Below are 17133 nucleotides of genomic sequence, written 5' to 3' on the forward strand. Positions count from 1 at the left end.
TTTAATCGGAGGTGACGATAAATGAGCAAGAGCGATAACAAACAAGCACATCCTTATATTCCAAACACGGTACCGGACGTTCAACGGCAAATGCTGGACGAAATCGGCGTGCAGCGTATCGAGGATTTATACGATATTATTCCCGATTCTTTGAAATTGAACCGCATGATGGATCTGCCGCCGGCATTGGGCGAATTCGAGCTTCAGCGCTATGTGGAAGGCATGCTGGCCAAAAACAAAAGCTCCAAAGAAGTCGTCAGCTTTCTCGGCGCAGGCTGTTGGCCGCATTTTATCCCGGCGGTGTGCGATGAGATTAATCAGCGTTCCGAATTCGTGACGGCGTATGCGGGGGAACCTTACGAAGATCACGGTCGGTTTCAGGCGCTGTTTGAGTACCAAAGCTTGGTCGCGGAGCTGATCGATATGGACGTCGTCAACGTTCCGACCTTCGACTGGCCGCAGGCGGCTTCGACTTCCCTACGGATGGCGGGGCGCATCACGGGGCGGAAGCAGGTACTGCTGCCTCGCAACATCGATGCCGACAAACTGATGGTCATCGCTAACTACATCACACCTGATTTATCTTACAGCTTCGTCGATTTTGCCGGCGAGACAGGCGAGCTGGACTTAGCCGACCTGCAAAGCAAGTTGAATGAAGACGTCGCAGCTGTCTATTTTGAAAATCCAACCTTCCTTGGCGTCATCGAGTCGCAAGGTCAGCAGATCGCAGACCTTGCTCATCGTGTAGGTGCGTTGTGCGTGGTCGGCGTCGATCCGAGCTCCCTTGGCGTGCTTAAGCCTCCTAGCCAATACGGCGCGGATATCGTCTGCGGCGAGCTGCAGCCGCTCGGCATGCATATGAACTATGGCGGCGGTCAAGCCGGATTCATTGCGACGCGGGACGAAGAGAAGTTCGTCATGGAGTACCCATCCCGTTTGTTCGGTATTGCGCCGACGATCGTAGAGGGCGAATATGGCTTCGGAGACGTAGCGTATGACCGTACATCCTTTGCTTTGCGTGAAAAAGGAAAAGAATCCGTCGGCACGCAAACTGCGCTTTGGGGGATCACGGCGGGCGTTTACCTCGCATTGCTAGGGCCATACGGCATGGAGGAGCTTGGCCAGACTATCATGCAAAAGTCACAATACGCGGCCAAGCTGCTCTCGGAAATTGACGGAGTCAGCGTGCGTTTCCAGTCTCCGTTCTTTAAAGAATTCGTCGTCGATTTCACGGCGACCGGGAAGAAAGTCGAAGACATTCATCTTGCGATGCTTGCGCTCGGCGTGCAAGGCGGTAAAGATTTATCAGCCGACTTCCCAGAGCTTGGTGAGTGTGCCCTATATTGCGTGACGGAAGTCCATGCACAGGAAGAGATTGAGCGGTTAGCCCGCGCGATTTCCGTGTGTGTGACAGGTTCGGCAGAAGGAGTGATGTCCAGATGAAACGCATTCGCAGAGAAAGCAAAGTGAGAAATTTCCATCAAGCTAAATGGGATGAGCCGGTCATTTTTGAGTTGCATAAAGAAGGGGAACGCGGCGTTCAGGTGCCAAAGGCCGAAGCGGCTGTCAGCGCGGCTGTAGGCGACGGTGTATCATCGATTCCCGCATCTATGCGCAGAACCGAGCGGCCTAAGCTGCCGGAGATCGGCCAGGCGAAGGTACTTCGCCACTATTTGCGGCTTTCGCAGGAAACGATGGGTTCCGACTTCAACGTGGAAATCGGGCAGGGTACCTGCACGATGAAATACATTCCGCGCATCAATGAAATGATGATCCGCACGCCGAAGCTCACGGAGTTGCACCCTTTGCAGGATGTAAGCAGCGTCCAGGGGATTCTGGAAGTGTTCTATAAGCTGGATCTCGCTATGCGCGAGATTTCCGGCATGGATAAATTCACGTTCCAGCCGAGCAGCGGTACGCAAGCGTTGTTAGCTATGGCTTCGATTGTTCGCAATTATCATGATTCGCGCGGTGAGGGAGATCAACGGGACGAAATCATCACGACGATCTTCTCCCACCCGTCTCAAGCGGCAACCGCAGCGGTAAAGGGATACAAAATCATCACTCTTTACCCGGACGCGGACGGTTTCCCGGATATCGAAGCGCTTAAGAAGGTTGTTTCCAACCGCACGGCTGGTTTTGTGGTGGCTAACCCGGAAGATACCGGGATTTTCAATCCGAAAATCAAGGAATTCACAGATATCGTGCACGCTGCTGGGGGCATTTGCTATTACGACCAGGCGAACGCGAATGGATTGCTAGGCGTGACACGCGCCAAAGAAGCCGGTTTCGACATGTGTTTCTTCAACCTGCATAAAACATTCGCAGCGCCTCATATGTGCGGCGGTCCGGCGACAGGCGCGCTGGGCGTTGTGAGCGAACTGATTCCTTTTATGCCGGGTCCGATTGTAGAGCATGAAAACGGCGAGTATGTGTTGAAACGGACCGGTGGCAACAGCATCGGCAAAGTGCGTATTTTCCATGGAGTTGCACAAACGGTACTAAGGGCTTATGCATGGATTCGTGCTCTCGGAGCCGAAGGCTTGTTGGAAGTGGCGCAGACGGCCGTGCTCAACAACAACTATTTGTATCATAAAATTTTGCAAATTCGCGGCGCATCAGCCCCGTATGTGAAGGGTAACCGCCTGGAGCAGGTACGCTACAGCTGGGAGCAGATGGCTCGAGAAACCGGCGTGACGACCGAAGACGTGACCCACCGCATGTGCGATTTCGGGCTCCACTACTGGACCAGCCATCATCCATATATCGTACCGCAGCCGTTTACTTTGGAGCCGACGGAGTCGTACTCGAAGGAAGACCTCGACGAATACATCAACGCGTTAGCGCAAATTTCGAAGGAAGCCTACGAGACACCGGAAGTGGTGAAAAATGCGCCGACCCGCAGCACCGTGCACCGCATCGACCATTCCAGTTTCGACGATCCGAAGGAATGGTGCATCACCTGGCGGGCGTATCTCAAGAAAACGCAGGCTGAATAAGGAAAATGCGCATGCATGGCACGGCCTTCGCCCATTTAGCGGGAAAACCTCCCTTTAATTTGTTTGGCGACAAGGTGTTACAACGATTTAGCTGGAATTTCTCCTATTAATTTAGGCCGACTTTATTGGAATTGAGAAGAACGATTCATTTTAGCGGTAGCTATTCCATGTAAATGCAACTATCAGGCCGCGGAGCTAGTATTTAGAGGTAGGTTTTCCTGTTAAGTGATTAGGTAGGTAAACGTGCTCGCGCATAAACGTATAGAAAGCACCGGTCTCTGACTATCAGAAGCTGGTGCTTTCTTCATGCCTGGCTGCCTGTTATTACATTCGCAAATTGCATTGAGACTGAGCGGCTTTTAGTATATGATGAAATACGGTGCTCGCAAAGGCAAAGCGATTGGCGTGAGCCCCCTCAAATATATAAATAAAGTGAGATGGATGAGATGAATGCAAAGGATTTACAATATAAAATGCCAGCAGAATGGACAACTCACGAGCGTACCTTCGTTTCCTGGCCGGTACAAGCGTCGATGGTTTATCCGGAAGATCACGCGGTAGTAACGAAAGGCTATGCGGATTTGGTCAAAGCGATCGCCGAATTCGAACCGGTGACGGTCATCGTTAACCCGGCAGATGCGGAGCAGGTTAAGGCTCTTTTTACAGAAGGGGACGTTACCTTTCTGACGATCGAGCATAACGATGCCTGGTTCAGGGACAACGGACCGACTTTTGTGCTGAATGAACAGCAAGAAATTGCCGGCGTAAACTGGAAATTCAACGCTTGGGGCGGTAAATATGCTCCTTGGAATCTGGATGACGAAGTGGCTCCGCAAGTACTCGAACACTACGGTGTTAAGCGTCTAGACGCGCCATTGGTTATGGAAGGCGGCTCCATTCATGTGGACGGAGAAGGCACGCTTCTGACGACAGAAGAATGCTTGCTTAACACAAACCGCAATCCTGAGCTAAGCCGCGAGCAAATCGAAGAACATGTGAAAAACTTCGTAAACGTGGAGAAAATCATCTGGCTGAACAAAGGTCTCGATGGCGACGAAACGGACGGTCACGTCGATAACATCGCTTGCTTTGCAGCGCCGGGCAAGGTGATCATTCAGGTTTGCAACGATCCGGCGGACGAGAACTATGCCATCACGCAAGAGAATTTGGACATTCTGCGCAGCGCAACGGATGCCAAAGGTCGAGCTTTCGAGATTATTCAAATCGAGCAGCCGCCTAAAACTTTCTTCGGCGAACAGCGTTTGACGCTGAGCTATTTGAACTTTTATTTCGTAAATGGCGGCATCATTTTACCGGTGTTTGGCGGCACGGCGGAAGAGACCGATCGCAAGGCGGAGCAGGTACTGAGCGCAGCATTCCCGGATCGCCGCATCCGCAAGATCGACGGTATGTCGATCATCAAAGAGGGCGGCAACGTCCACTGCACGACGCAGCAAATGCCTGCAAGCAAACGGGCGTAAGCGATCTGTAGCTGTAGCGCCCTTTTGGGGCGCTACGGGCAAGAATCGGCGCGAGCCTGCGCTTGAAAGTGCCGAAAAGGCCGTTACAGGCGAGAAGTCAAGCGGGGGATTTCGAGCTGTAGCGCCCTTATGGGGCGCTATGGGCAAGAATCGGCGCGAGCCTGCGCCCGAAAGTGCCGAAAAGGCCGTTACAGGGGAGAAATCCGCTCAAGCGGGGGATTTCGATCCGTAGCGCCTTTTTGGGGCGCTACGGGCAAGAATCGGCACGAGCCTGCGCCTGAAAGTGCCAAAAAGGCCGTTACAGGCGAGAAATCCACACTCAAGTGGGGGATTTCGATCTGTAGCGCCCTTTTGGGGCGCTACGGGCAAGAATCGGCGCGAGCCGGCGCCCGAAAGTGCCGAAAAGGCCGTTACAGGCTCGGAATCCACGCTCAAGCGGGGGATTTCGATCCGTAGCGCCCTTTTGGGGCGCTACGGGCAGAATCGGCGCGAGCCTGTGCTTGAAAGTGCCGAAAAGGCCGTTACAGGCGAGAAATCCACGCTCAAGCGGGGGATTTCGATCTGTAGCGCCCTTTTGGGGCGCTATGGGCAAGAATCGGCGCGAGCCGGCGCCCGAAAGTACCAAAAAGGCAGTTACAGGCGAGAAATCCGCGCTCAAGCGAGGGATCATCAGGATGTAAATTTTACTTTATACGATAAATGTTAAGAGGTGATTGAAGTGAGAAAGGTGAAAGTGGCAGCCACCCAAATGAGCTGCACCGACAACATTGAAGAAAACATCCGCAAAGCCGAGTCCCTGGTTCGCCAAGCGGCCGCGGAGGGCGCGCAGATTATCCTGATTCAGGAGCTGTTCGAAACGCCGTACTTCTGCCAAAAGGAGAAGTCGGACTACTATCACTACGCAACAGAGCTGGAAAATAATAAAGCAGTCAATCATTTCCGCCAAATCGCCAAAGAGCTGCAAGTTGTTCTGCCGATCAGCTTTTATGAGAAAAAGAACTACGCCCGCTACAACTCGCTCGCGGTTATCGATGCTGACGGCGAAGTGCTCGGCCTTTATCGCAAAAGCCATATCCCGGACGGTCCCGGGTATGAAGAAAAGTTCTATTTTAACCCCGGCGATACCGGGTTCAAAGTCTGGAAAACCCGTTACGCGAAAATTGGCGTAGGCGTATGTTGGGACCAATGGTACCCGGAAGCGGCGCGCTGCATGGCACTCATGGGTGCGGAGCTGCTGTTCTACCCGACAGCGATCGGCTCCGAGCCGCAGGACGGCTCGATCGACTCCAAAGATCACTGGCAAATGTGCATGCTCGGCCACGCCGCGGCGAACTTGATGCCGGTTATCGCATCTAACCGTGTCGGCACGGAAACGGATGACGATTCCCGCATCGATTTCTACGGTTCCTCTTTCATTGCCGGCCCGCAGGGCAACAAGATTGTGGAAGCGAATCGTACCGAAGAAACGACGCTCGTTGCCGAGTTTGACCTCGATCAGCTCGAAGTACAGCGCATCGAGTGGGGCATTTTCCGCGATCGTCGTCCTGATCTGTACAAAAGAATTGCCACTTACGACGGCGATTTGGTACTATAATCAATAATGTGAGAAGGCAGGCTGCCCCTTAACGAGGTATCCTGCCTTTTTTGCAACTGGGTGTCAGAAAGGGGATTCATTCGTGATGTGGATGCCTATATGGAAAGGGATTTTGCTAGGGTTTTCGATCGCTGCACCGGTTGGGCCTATTGGCGTTCTCTGCATACGAAGAACGATTGCGCATGGCAGACTTCATGGTTTTTTGTCGGGTTTGGGAGCGGCATCAGCGGATGCTTTTTATGGTTTCATAGCGGGGTTCGGTCTTACGCTTATTACGAATTTTCTTCTTGGGCAAAAAGCGTTGCTGCAGACCGTTGGGGGCTTATTCCTACTCTATCTCGGTATTCAAACCTATCGATCTAACCCCGCTACGGGACCGGCAAAAGCACAGGGTGAAACTCTTTTCAGATCATACGCTTCAACATTGATGCTTACGATCACCAATCCCATGACGATCATGTCTTTTCTTGGGGCTTTCGCTGGGCTCGGCATTGGTAGCACGCAAACAGGCATCTTATCGGCAACAGCGCTAGTTGCAGGCGTATTTGTTGGTTCCGCTCTATGGTGGTTGGTTCTAAGTTTGATAGTGGGCATGTTTAGAGAACGACTCCATATCTCTGCTTTTAAATGGATTAACCGGCTCTCGGGTGTTATCGTTTCTATTTTCGGTGTAATATCATTGATTGATGTGCTCAAAGGCTTGTAGGCGAAGGCCAGCAACTAGAACGGGTTAAAAAAATGGATCATGCTAAGGCAAACAAGGCTCGCCAAAATACGAACAATCGAACTAAGGAGAAATTATGTTATCTGCAATTATTCATGCATTTATACTGGCAATTGGACTCATCATACCACTAGGTGTGCAGAATTTTTTTGTGTTTTCGCAGGGAGCAGTTAGGGAAAAATGGATCTATGTGCTCCCGATCGTACTGACCGCATCGCTTTGCGATACGGCTCTAATCTTAGTTGCTGTTCTCGGACTCTCGGTTGTTGTGTTGAGTTTTGTTTGGATGAAGACGCTTCTAGTCATTGGCGGTACTGTTTTTCTGTTGTACATGGGGTTTATGTCCTGGAAAACGAAGCCGGAAGGGAACAAACAAGTACCGCAGCACACGCATACCGGTAAGCTGATTACGTTCACGATGATGATTTCGATCCTGAATCCGCATGCCATTCTCGACACGGTCGGTGTGATCGGAACGAGCTCATTAAGCTACTCAGATTATGATAAAGTCGCGTTTACCGTAACTTGCATAGCGGTTTCTTGGATGTGGTTCTTCTTATTAGCGCTGGCCGGACGCCTGGTGGGGGTCAAGGATAAGAACGGCAAGCTTATTCCTTATCTGAATAAAATATCGGCGGTGGTTATGTGGGCCGCGGCGATTTACTTGGTAACGACACTGTAAAGCGAAATCCACTGACCTCTCGAAGCAAATGACTTCCTGAATGGAGTGATGAAAATGGATGCATCCAAGTATGAAAAGCATTTTTCGAACAACGGCTTCTGGGACAAGTTAAAAAAGGGCGCCAAAGACGCCGGCATCAAGGTCATCTACTCAGGCTTGCTCCTGTTCTATGCACTAGAAAGCAAGAAAACGCCGCTCAAAGCCAAGGTGCAGATCTACGGCGCGCTTGGCTATCTAATTTTGCCATTTGATCTTGTTCCTGATCTTCTACCCGTTGTAGGCTACGTGGATGATTTAGGTGCGCTTGCCCTAGCGCTCGGTGCGGTAGCGAAGAGTATTGATGATGACGTGAAGCGGAAAGCGAAGGACAAGCTGCGGGAGTTTTTTGGCGAAGAAGCGGTCAATAGCCCGGATGTGATCGACATTGAGGCTCAGCTTGTGGAAAAAGAGGACGCTCCTGGGAGCGGCGAGCATTTGAAAGACTAAGGAGCGCTCAGTCATATTCCCGCCGCTCTGACGCATTGCGCGAATGCGGCGAACGCTTTGCTGTGGAACTGCTCTTTCCGGTAAACGAGCCGCGTTGTTGCGTATCGGTACCGATCCGGAACCGGATGGGTGCCCAGTCGCTTATCATCTTCGGGAACGGCAGATTGGGGCAAAAGCGCGTAACCGAGCCCCGAGCGCACGCAATTCAGCATCGTTTCCAATGTGCTGATCTCAATTATGTTGGCTGGCGGCGCCCCCTCGCTGTGAAGCCATTCTTCGATGGCAGACCGAAATGGGCAGCCTTTCGGGAACACGACCCACGATGCAGTTGCCACGCTCGGGGGGATTTGAGGCTCATTATCGCTGCCGGCCGTTAGCAGGACTGCTTCATCCTGAATCTCATGGGCGATTTGAAGCATTGAAAGATCGAATTCTCCAGTGAAGAAAGCGCCGTCTAGCTGGCGGTTCAGCAGTTTCTCATAATTTTGGGGCGATGTTCCCGTCACGAGCGATAGCGAAACTTCGGGATATTTATTTTGAAACTCGGAGAGCGCATGGATAAAAGGCCCCGAAGAAGTTATCGTCTCCACAACCCCGATCGCAAGCGACCCGCTCGGATAGTCCGGTTCCTTCATGGCCATGACAGCCTCCTCGGTCAAATGAAGAATGTCCGAAGCATACTTGCGGAAAGCAAGCCCTTTCTCCGTTGGGATTACGCCCTTCGGATGTCTTTGGAAAAGTTGAACCCCAAGCTCCGACTCCAGCTTGCGAATCCGCGTCGTGACGTTCGACTGCACATAGTCCAGTCTCTCTGCCGCACGAGATACGCTGCCTTCCTCCATGACTGCCATAAACACTTTAAGATCTGTTAACTCCATGAGGATCTCCGCCTTAGGTATCAATAATTTTGATGTGATCATCGATACCAATCATTTTACAGTATAACATTGACGGATTACAATCATCTCAAGAAAAACCGAGCAAGCGATGAAGAGTCGCGTAACGTACGGTAAACTTGAGGAGGCATTAAATATGAGCAAATACCCTAATCTTTTATCAGCGTTTCAATTAGGTTCCCTGCAGTTATCCAATCGGGCGGTGCTATCGCCTATGACCCGTACGAGCGCAGAATCTTCCGGATTGGCGAATGACCGCATGGTCCGCTATTACACGCGATTTGCAAAGGGCGGGTTTGGTCTCATCATTACGGAAGGCATCTATCCGAATGCAGTTAACAGCCGAAGTTACGGGAACCAGCCGGGAATTGCGAATGATGCCCAGGCTGACGCGTGGCGGCCCGTTATTCAAGCGGTGCATCGTGAAGGAGGCAAGATCGTCGCGCAGCTGATGCACGCGGGTGCGCTCGTCCAGCACGACGGATTTACGCCAATCGCGCCTTCAGCTGTGAAGCCGGTAGGGGCGATGCTGGAAGAACACGGTGGAAGCGGCGAGTTCGCGGTGCCCAGAGAGATGACGCTTGGCGAGATCCGGCAAACGATCGATTGTTTCGCCCAGGCCGCTCTCCGCGCCAAGCAAGCCGGTTTTGACGGTGTTGAAGTGCATGCCGCAAACGGTTATTTATTGGATCAATTCATCACGGACTACACGAATCGCAGAACGGATGAATACGGCGGCTCTACCGAGCGCCGCATCCGCATAGTGGCGGAGGTGCTGGGAGCCATTCGTGCCGCCGTAGGTTCGGATTACACGGTGGGTGTCCGCATGTCGCAAGGCAAAGTGAACGATTTCCACCACAAGTGGGCACAAGGAGAGGCCGATGCCAAAGTCATTTTCGAACAATTGGCTGCCGCTTCGCCGAGCTACATCCATACAACCGAATACAAGGCGCTTAGCCCTGCATTCGCGGAGGGCGGACCGACCCTTGCTGAACTTGCCAAACGGTACAGCGGTCTTCCCGTTATTGCTAATGGCAAGTTGGGCGAACCGGAAGCAGCGGAGCGACTCCTAATGTCGGGCGATGCCGATTTGGTCGCGATCGGAACAAGTGCGTTGGTCAATCCGGACTGGGTTCATAAAGTGAAGGCAGGCCAAACGCTAAACCCTTTCGACCATCAATTCCTGCACCCCATTGCGACACTGCGGGATGAAGAACTTGTTGTGTGAAATGAGTCTAGGGACTAATGAGCCAGACGTTCCTCCCTTGGACAACATCCAACTTTCGCTGGCGCGCGGGAACTCTCCCGCCCAGCGATGTAAAACATCGTTGCGGCAACGCTACGATGTTGATCCTACCCCTGCAACGGTGGAAACCATCGTTGCAGTTCGCCTTTATACGCTGGCGCGCGGGAACACCCCCGCACAGCGATGTAAAACATCGTTGCGGCTACGCTACGATGTTGATCCTCCCCCTGCAACGATGGAAACCATCGTTGCAGTTCGCCTTTCTTCGCTGGCGCGCGGGAACTCCCCCGCACAGCGATGTAAAACATCGTTTGACAAACGAACGATCGTTAGTATAATAGAAACTAACATCCGTTAGTCATAGTGTAATGGCTAATGAGCGTTCGGAGGTATTTCTATGAGAAGCTTGTATCGGAAACCGGCAGGCGAAGCCCTGCTGAATCAGGCATATAACGCCACCTTATCGGCGTGGAAGGTGCCTTATGAAAGCGTACAAGTGCCCACAACATTCGGGCAGACCCATGTTCTCGTCGCAGGCCCTGCCGATGGCGAACCGCTCGTGCTGCTGCATGGCTACGGCTTCAGCTCGACAAGCTGGATCGATAACATTGAGTCGCTAAGCGCTCAATATCGCGTATATGCTGTAGATTTTATCGGCGATATGAATCGCAGTGTCGCAAAGGGCGTCATCCATACCAAAGAGCAATGCGCGGATTGGTTTGCTCAGGTGATGGAAGGGTTAGGCGTCGCCAGCGCACATGTCATGGGGCTCTCTTACGGCGCTTTCGTCGGGATGATTGTAAGCCGTCTGCTGCCTGACCGAATCCGGAGCCTCATCTCGATTAGCCCCGGCGGAGCGATACAGCCGCAGCGCAAGGGCTTTTTCCTTCGCTGCATGATGGCCGGGATGCTGCCAAGTAGGGCGAGAATTAATCGGCTCATGGACTACATGAAGGCTTTGGGCAATGAGGTTAACCCAATAGTTCGCGAGCAATTTGTGATCGCTTTGCAAAATTGTTTGCCTCAAGTCAGGCTGCATGCCGGCTATATGTCAGATGACGAGCTCCGCGCTATCAAATGCCCGGTACTTCTGCTGCTCGGAGAGTACGAGGTGCAGTATAATCCCGAAAAAGGCCTCCAGCGGGCGAAGCAGCTTATTGCCAATTTGCAGGGCGACATCATCGCCGGCACAGGCCACGGGCTTTCATTGGAGCGGCCCGACCTTGTGAATCCTCTTGTGCTTAAGTTTTTACAACAGCATGAGGGAAGTCGCAGGAACGAATCCATAAAGGAGCACGCGGTATGAACGGGCAAAGCGTTTTTTTAGACTTACATGCAAGTCCCATCGCCAATACGAATAAAATCAAAATTCTCGAAACAGCGATCGATCTTTTTTCCCGCAAAGGTTACTCCGGCGTCTCCATCCGCGAGATTACGCGGGAGGTAGGAATAAAGGAAAGCTCGCTTTACAATCACTTTGCGAGTAAAGAGGAGCTGCTTAGCGTCATTTTCCTCAACTTTCGAAGAGCGATTGAAGAAATACTGCTGTCCCCGGAAATGCTGAAGGGGGCTCTGAAGCAGATGACAGCGGAGCAATTTTTGCACCAAGGAGTCAAAAATTTCAAGGCGCATATCGATGATCCGATTAACGCGCGCATTTGGCGCATCGTCACGATTGAGCAGTATCGCGACCCCTTGGCACGTTCGATTCTCGTGGAAGATATTATTCGGAGGACGCTAAGCTTTTTGGAGAACGCCTTCTCCATCATGATTGAGCGGGGGATGATCAAGCCTCACGATCCCAAGCTGCTTGCTGCTGAATATCAGTACCCGCTGTTTGGTATGATCACGGAGTACAACTTACACAAATATTTAGACCAAGACACCAGCGCGATTGAGCAGAGCATGGCGGATCACATCGAGTTCTTTCTTAGCCTTGTTCGCATAATGTGAAGCGGTCCTTCGCAATACTCGTTCCATCTTGGCATGAAAAACGCCCCCGGATTCTTAGTCTCCGAGGGCTTTTGTGTAGCTTTGACCATATTTATATATTTTAACAAGGGACCATCCAACCATGAGAATCTGCAAGACGGCCGCTTTGAATGCCGGTGATCGTATCATACAGCTTCTGGGTCAGCTCCCCGCTGTGGCCTCCTTGAACGAGCATCTGCTTATCTTCCCAAAGCAAGCTGCCTATTGGAGTGATGACAGCTGCCGTACCAGTGCCGAAAGCCTCCTGCAGCGTGCCGTCCTCGTAGGCCTGAACAATTTCCGTTATCGAAATTTTCCGTTCAGTTACCGGAACTCCCCAATCGCCCAGCAATCGAATGATGCTGTCTCTTGTAACCCCGGCCAGGATGCTCCCGCTCAGATCAGGAGTAATCACTTCCCCGCCAATGCGGAAAAAGACGTTCATGCTGCCCACTTCTTCCAAATACGTTTTCTGGATGGCATCCAGCCAGAGCACTTGCGCATAGCCTTTTTCCTTTGCAATCGCTTGCGCCTTGAGGCTTCCTGCATAATTGCCGGAAGTTTTGGCGCCGCCGGTACCGCCTTGAACCGCTCGGGCATAGTGGTTTTCCACTAGAATGTTGATCGGCTGAAGCCCTTCTTCATAGTAAGCCTCTACAGGCGACAGAATGACGACGAACAGGTATCTTGAAGAACTCCGCACGCCCAGGACCGCTTCTGTCGCGATAACGAAGGGACGAATGTAAAGCGATGCGCCTTTTTTACGGGGCACCCAATTCGCATCCACCTGTACAAGGGTTCGAATCGCTTCCACGATGAACGTTTCGTCGATCGGAGGCATTTGCAGCCGCTCACTGGAACGGTTCAGCCGCTTCGCATTTTGGTCCGGACGGAAGAGCCTAATCTCGCCGTTCTCACTGTAAAAAGCCTTTAAACCCTCAAACACAGCCTGCCCATAATGGAAAACCATCGCCGCCGGGTCCAAGGAGATCGGAGCATAAGGAACAATGCGGGGATCGTGCCAGCCTTTCTCTTCCTCATAATCCAACAGCAGCATATGATCGGTAAAATAACGTCCAAAGCCAAGACCTTGTTCTGCTGTCGGCATGGCTTTTCCTTGCTCATTGCGCTCAATCCGAATCGTCCCGTACATCGTATTCATCCCCCTGATTGGAAAAAAGTTGAAAGTGATTATTCTAACTATATGCAAAGAATAATCATTGATCAATTGCGAATTAACAATTAAGATCATAGTTAATATCTATGGGTGGAGAGGGCGAAAAGGGATGGAGCATCGTTTGCTGGAGTACTTTTTGGCGGTGTGTGAAGAATTGCATTTTACGAAGGCGGCAGAAAAACTTGGTATTAGCCAGCCTACCCTCAGTCAGCAGATTCGTCTATTGGAGCATCGGCTCGGCACGCCGCTTTTCCAGCGAATCGGCAAGAAAGTATTCGTTACCGAAGCGGGGCAGATCCTGAACAAGCACAGCAGGAACATGTTTCACGAGCTCGATCAGGCGCAGGCCGCCATTAATGAGATCCGAGGCATGCAGCGCGGACGCCTGCGTATCGGTTGTTCCGGCAATCATCTGCTGACTGCAACCATACTTGCTTTTCATGCGCAATATCCAAAAATTGAACTGTCCGTCACCGAACTCGCCACGGAAGAAACCAAAGAGCAGTTGCTGAGCAATCAGCTCGATCTCGGTGTTGTTTTCCTGCCGGATGAAGACGAGCACCTTCAAAGCATTCCTTTGTATACCGAGCGTCTCCAACTTGTTGTTTCCGACCGGCACCCGCTTGCCGAATCCGAGGGGATCCAGCTCAGGGATCTGGATAAACTTCCGGTCGCGATGCTCCAGAAAAAATTTTATGTCAGGCAAATGATCGACGACTGCATGGAACAAATCGGCATCCCCATACAGCCAGTTTTGGAGATGTCCACGCTGGATTCGCTGCTGCAAATGGCCAGGAACCATTTGGGCGGAGCCGTTTTGCCGGAATCCTATGTAAAAAGCGCCAGCGCAAATGGCATACGCAGCATTTCTCTCATTGACCCCGTTCCAGAAAAAGAAGTCGGCATCGTTTTTCGCAAAGACATGTTTATGTGCTCGACAACCGATACGTTTATTAAGGAACTTATGCGGCATTTTTAAATCATTTGTTGAAGCTCTCCGCAACGCCCTCAATCGTGAGCAAAATAACGAAACCTATACATAGAAACTGCTGCGATCATGATTGAGGGGGCTTAAATGGTGGGCAACATGGATGAAAGCAAGATCACGCACGGAGATATTGACCGGATGATTGCCGAAATCGAAAAAGGCCGGAGAGAATTGCATCATATCAGCAGGTCTTGTCGCGATATTAGGGAGGATTTGTTTCGGTTATCGCAAGATTTGGATGAGAAGTTTCTTTAACTGGTAAAATAATAACGCCTCGCCGGGACCCGGACGAGGCGTTTTTACTTGTACGAGTTAGGTTCCTATTTCAACTTGAACCGATTGATCTGCTCTTGGAGCTCGACTGCCATCACGCTGAGCGATTCGGAAGAGGAGCTAATCTCTTCCATCGACTGAAGCTGTCCGCTGGCCGATTTGGCGATAACCTGCAAACTATCTAGTGCATGCTTCACAACGAGAACGGTTTCCTGGGAGGAAGCGGCGACCTCTTCCGTACCCGCGGATATTTCCTGGGACGCCGCCGACACTTCCTGGATCTGGTCGTTTACCGATTGAATCGAGGCCAGAATCGACTGGAATGCTTGCCCGGCGGTCTCGACAAGCACGGCGCCTTTTTCGACCTCCGCGAGTCCGCCCTGCATGGAACCGGAGGCTTCTTTCGTGGCTGCGATCGTTTCGCCGATAATGGCAGTGATGTTCACGGTTGCGCTGCTTGTCTGCTCAGCCAGCTTCTTGACTTCGCTAGCGACGACCGAGAAACCTCGGCCGTGCTCGCCGGCTCTTGCCGCTTCAATGGAAGCGTTCAAGGCGAGTAAATTGGTTTGTGCGGCAATTTCCGAAATAAAGCCGGCGATTTGACGGATTTGTTCGGATTTCTCCTCCAGGCCGCGTACAAGACCGGCCGTATGCTCCACTGCGTGGCTGACCTCTCGCATCTGAGTCATCGCTTGTTGGATATCGCCGTTTCCGCGTCCTACTACTTGAACGACGCTTTGCGCCGTTTCCGATACATGGGTGGACGATTCGGCAATTTTTTGCACGCCGGACGCCATTTCACCCATCGCGGTAGAGATTTGCTCCGAAGCTTGATAATTCGCTTCAGCACCGGTTACAACCTGCTGGACCGAGGAGGTGATATGCTCCGAGGCCCTTGTAGACTCGTTTGCGATTGCAGTAAGCTGCTCGGATGAGGCGGCGGTATGCGAGACCGCTTCCGAAAGCCTGCTGATCATCTCGGAGAAGGAATCGAGCATGGTATTGATGTTCTTCCGCAGCGACGCGATTTCGTCCTCACCCCGATTGCTCAATCTGCCGGATAAATCGCCTTTCCCTACTTGCTGCATAAGGGATGTAATCGTCATAATCGGGCGAAGCATCATCCTAGTGAGGAACATTGCCAGGCCAATGACAAGTAGAGCGGCAATCGCCAGCATGATGGCGGAATTGTACTTAAGCTTACTCACCTTCTGGTAGATTTCCGCTTGTTCCCCTGAAAGAACAAGCTTCCAGCCAGTGGCCTCGATCGTTTGAAAAGCAGCCGATTTTAATGTGCCGTCCGGCTCTTTGTATAAAATGTAACCACTTTTATCGGCGAAAACGGTTTTTTTGTAGAGATCCATTTTTTCGGCTGTGGAGGATTCCTCCAGCTTTTGCCCCGTTTTCTTGGGGTGAACCAGATAGGTGCCGCCAGGTGAAAGCAAATAGCCGTAACCTGTTTCCCCGAATTTGATTCGGTTAATGATCGACAGCATTGACTCTGGTGACAGGAAGGACTGTACAATACCTTGAAAATCGCCCTTGGCATCGACGAGAGGTACATCGATGATAATAATATTTTTACCGCTGGAGCCTTCCTTGATGATATCGGAGACGGCTACCTTTTTGCTGGCTACAGCACGTTTGAAATTATCAAAGTTGCTTGCGTCGAGCTGTTGGCCAGCCGTATCCGTTGACTTGCCCTGCGGGTCGATATAAGCAAAACGGAACACCTCAGGGTCACTCTCAGCCATAATTTTCAAAATGGGGAGAACGGTGTCAGCCTTACCGCTCAGCAATTCGGGATGCGCTTTGACAACGGATTGGATGGATGCAATTTTGCCGTTCAGCCAAGCATTAATCTCGCCTGCAGTTAGTTCGGCAATACGGGATTGCTGTTCTTTCGTTTCGGTCTCAACGACGGATGAGGACTGCGAGGTAAGGATGGACATGGCGACCAACAAGGGGATCAGAGAGACAGCCAGCAGCAGCAGCGACATCTTCACTTTCAGTGACTTGGCCCCCAATAGGTTTCTTAAAATGGTCATGTAAAGCGTTCGTCCTTTCTGTAGCGATTCATTTTAATGTGTTAGGGTTGATTTACGACATAGTTCGACAATTATCCTGCAAATTTCGACACATGGGCATTCATTGAAAGAGCGAAGAAATTTCTTTTTTCTTGGTGAACGTGGCAGTTGGGTCGAGACTGTGGCAGTTAAGGCGGAAAAAGCGACTTAAAGCAGGCAGTGGCATGGACATCAGCGGTGAAGGGTGGATTTAGCACGGAAAAACCGTCTTAACGTGGCAGTTGGGCCGGAGCTGAGGTAGTTAAGGCGGAAAAACCGACTTAAAGCAGGCAGTGGCATGGACATCAGCGGTGAAGGATGGAGTTAACACGGAAAAACCGTCTTAACGTGGCAGTTGGGCCGAGACTGGGATCGTTAAGGCGGAAAAACCGACTTTAAGCAGCGAGCCAGCTGGGAAGGCTAATTGCCCCCTGAATGACCTATGCGAGGCCGGTTTGTAAGAAGGCTTTTTAAGGGATGAAAATTTATTTGAAAACCGCTTGACATACCGACCGACGGTCTGTATTATAAAGACATAAACAAACCGACC

The 17133-nt window shown here is 51.5% G+C and carries 16 protein-coding genes; 13 read left to right on the top strand and 3 right to left on the bottom strand.

Annotated elements, in window-relative coordinates; all coding sequences use genetic code 11:
• The first annotated feature begins 21 nt into the window (after positions 1–21).
• The 8 genes from gcvPA (at position 22) to ACFQZT_RS10480 (ending at position 7966) form a co-directional block, all read left to right on the top strand.
• Positions 22–1443 (top strand): aminomethyl-transferring glycine dehydrogenase subunit GcvPA, encoded by a 1422-nt coding sequence (gcvPA, locus tag ACFQZT_RS10445; RefSeq protein WP_379299355.1) that lies wholly within the window; start codon positions 22–24, stop codon positions 1441–1443.
• Entirely contained in the window at positions 1440–2999 is a 1560-nt protein-coding gene (gene gcvPB / locus ACFQZT_RS10450; protein WP_379299357.1) for an aminomethyl-transferring glycine dehydrogenase subunit GcvPB, read from the top strand. The genes gcvPA and gcvPB overlap by 4 nt, the downstream gene beginning before the upstream one ends.
• A 446-nt stretch (positions 3000–3445) precedes the next feature.
• Positions 3446–4480, top strand: a complete 1035-nt coding sequence (locus tag ACFQZT_RS10455) for an agmatine deiminase family protein (protein WP_379299359.1) — start codon at positions 3446–3448, stop codon at positions 4478–4480.
• 283 nt (positions 4481–4763) lie between these two features.
• Positions 4764–5186 (top strand): hypothetical protein, encoded by a 423-nt coding sequence (locus tag ACFQZT_RS10460; RefSeq protein WP_379299361.1) that lies wholly within the window; start codon positions 4764–4766, stop codon positions 5184–5186.
• 12 nt (positions 5187–5198) lie between these two features.
• Complete coding sequence (gene aguB / locus ACFQZT_RS10465) at positions 5199–6074, top strand: N-carbamoylputrescine amidase (protein ID WP_379299363.1); 876 nt, start codon at positions 5199–5201, stop codon at positions 6072–6074.
• Between the two features lie 85 nt (positions 6075–6159).
• On the top strand, positions 6160–6780 hold the full coding sequence (locus ACFQZT_RS10470; RefSeq protein ID WP_379299365.1) for a LysE family translocator: 621 nt from the start codon (positions 6160–6162) through the stop codon (positions 6778–6780).
• A gap of 94 nt (positions 6781–6874) precedes the next feature.
• Positions 6875–7480, top strand: a complete 606-nt coding sequence (locus ACFQZT_RS10475; protein WP_379299367.1) for a LysE/ArgO family amino acid transporter — start codon at positions 6875–6877, stop codon at positions 7478–7480.
• 54 nt (positions 7481–7534) lie between these two features.
• A complete protein-coding gene (locus tag ACFQZT_RS10480; RefSeq protein ID WP_379299369.1) occupies positions 7535–7966 on the top strand; it encodes a YkvA family protein in 432 nt (143 codons plus the stop codon).
• 11 nt (positions 7967–7977) lie between these two features.
• Here the strand turns inward: ACFQZT_RS10480 and ACFQZT_RS10485 are convergent, their stop codons facing one another.
• Entirely contained in the window at positions 7978–8844 is an 867-nt protein-coding gene (locus ACFQZT_RS10485; protein WP_379299371.1) for a LysR family transcriptional regulator, read from the bottom strand.
• Between the two features lie 154 nt (positions 8845–8998).
• Between ACFQZT_RS10485 and ACFQZT_RS10490 the strand changes: the two genes are divergently transcribed.
• The 3 genes from ACFQZT_RS10490 (at position 8999) to ACFQZT_RS10500 (ending at position 12061) form a co-directional block, all read left to right on the top strand.
• Complete coding sequence (locus tag ACFQZT_RS10490; protein ID WP_379299373.1) at positions 8999–10090, top strand: oxidoreductase; 1092 nt, start codon at positions 8999–9001, stop codon at positions 10088–10090.
• Between the two features lie 415 nt (positions 10091–10505).
• Complete coding sequence (locus tag ACFQZT_RS10495) at positions 10506–11414, top strand: alpha/beta fold hydrolase (RefSeq protein ID WP_379299375.1); 909 nt, start codon at positions 10506–10508, stop codon at positions 11412–11414.
• Positions 11411–12061 carry a TetR/AcrR family transcriptional regulator gene (locus ACFQZT_RS10500; protein WP_379299377.1) on the top strand — a complete coding sequence of 217 codons (651 nt, stop codon included), beginning with the start codon at positions 11411–11413 and terminating at the stop codon, positions 12059–12061. Before ACFQZT_RS10495 ends, ACFQZT_RS10500 begins: the two co-directional genes overlap by 4 nt.
• A 100-nt stretch (positions 12062–12161) precedes the next feature.
• Here the strand turns inward: ACFQZT_RS10500 and ACFQZT_RS10505 are convergent, their stop codons facing one another.
• Positions 12162–13232: a branched-chain amino acid aminotransferase gene (locus tag ACFQZT_RS10505; RefSeq protein ID WP_379299379.1), complete on the bottom strand. Its 1071-nt coding sequence runs from the start codon at positions 13230–13232 to the stop codon at positions 12162–12164.
• Between the two features lie 133 nt (positions 13233–13365).
• On the opposite strand from ACFQZT_RS10505, the gene ACFQZT_RS10510 reads away from it, so the two are divergent.
• Positions 13366–14235 carry a LysR family transcriptional regulator gene (locus ACFQZT_RS10510; protein WP_379299381.1) on the top strand — a complete coding sequence of 290 codons (870 nt, stop codon included), beginning with the start codon at positions 13366–13368 and terminating at the stop codon, positions 14233–14235.
• Positions 14236–14331: 96 nt separating this feature from the next.
• Positions 14332–14499 (top strand): hypothetical protein, encoded by a 168-nt coding sequence (locus tag ACFQZT_RS10515; protein WP_379299383.1) that lies wholly within the window; start codon positions 14332–14334, stop codon positions 14497–14499.
• 65 nt (positions 14500–14564) lie between these two features.
• Here the strand turns inward: ACFQZT_RS10515 and ACFQZT_RS10520 are convergent, their stop codons facing one another.
• Complete coding sequence (locus ACFQZT_RS10520; protein ID WP_379299385.1) at positions 14565–16565, bottom strand: methyl-accepting chemotaxis protein; 2001 nt, start codon at positions 16563–16565, stop codon at positions 14565–14567.
• Between the last annotated feature and the right edge of the window lie 568 nt (positions 16566–17133).

This window comes from Paenibacillus sp. GCM10027628 (genome assembly GCF_042676385.1).
Lineage (GTDB): Bacteria > Bacillota > Bacilli > Paenibacillales > NBRC-103111 > Paenibacillus_E.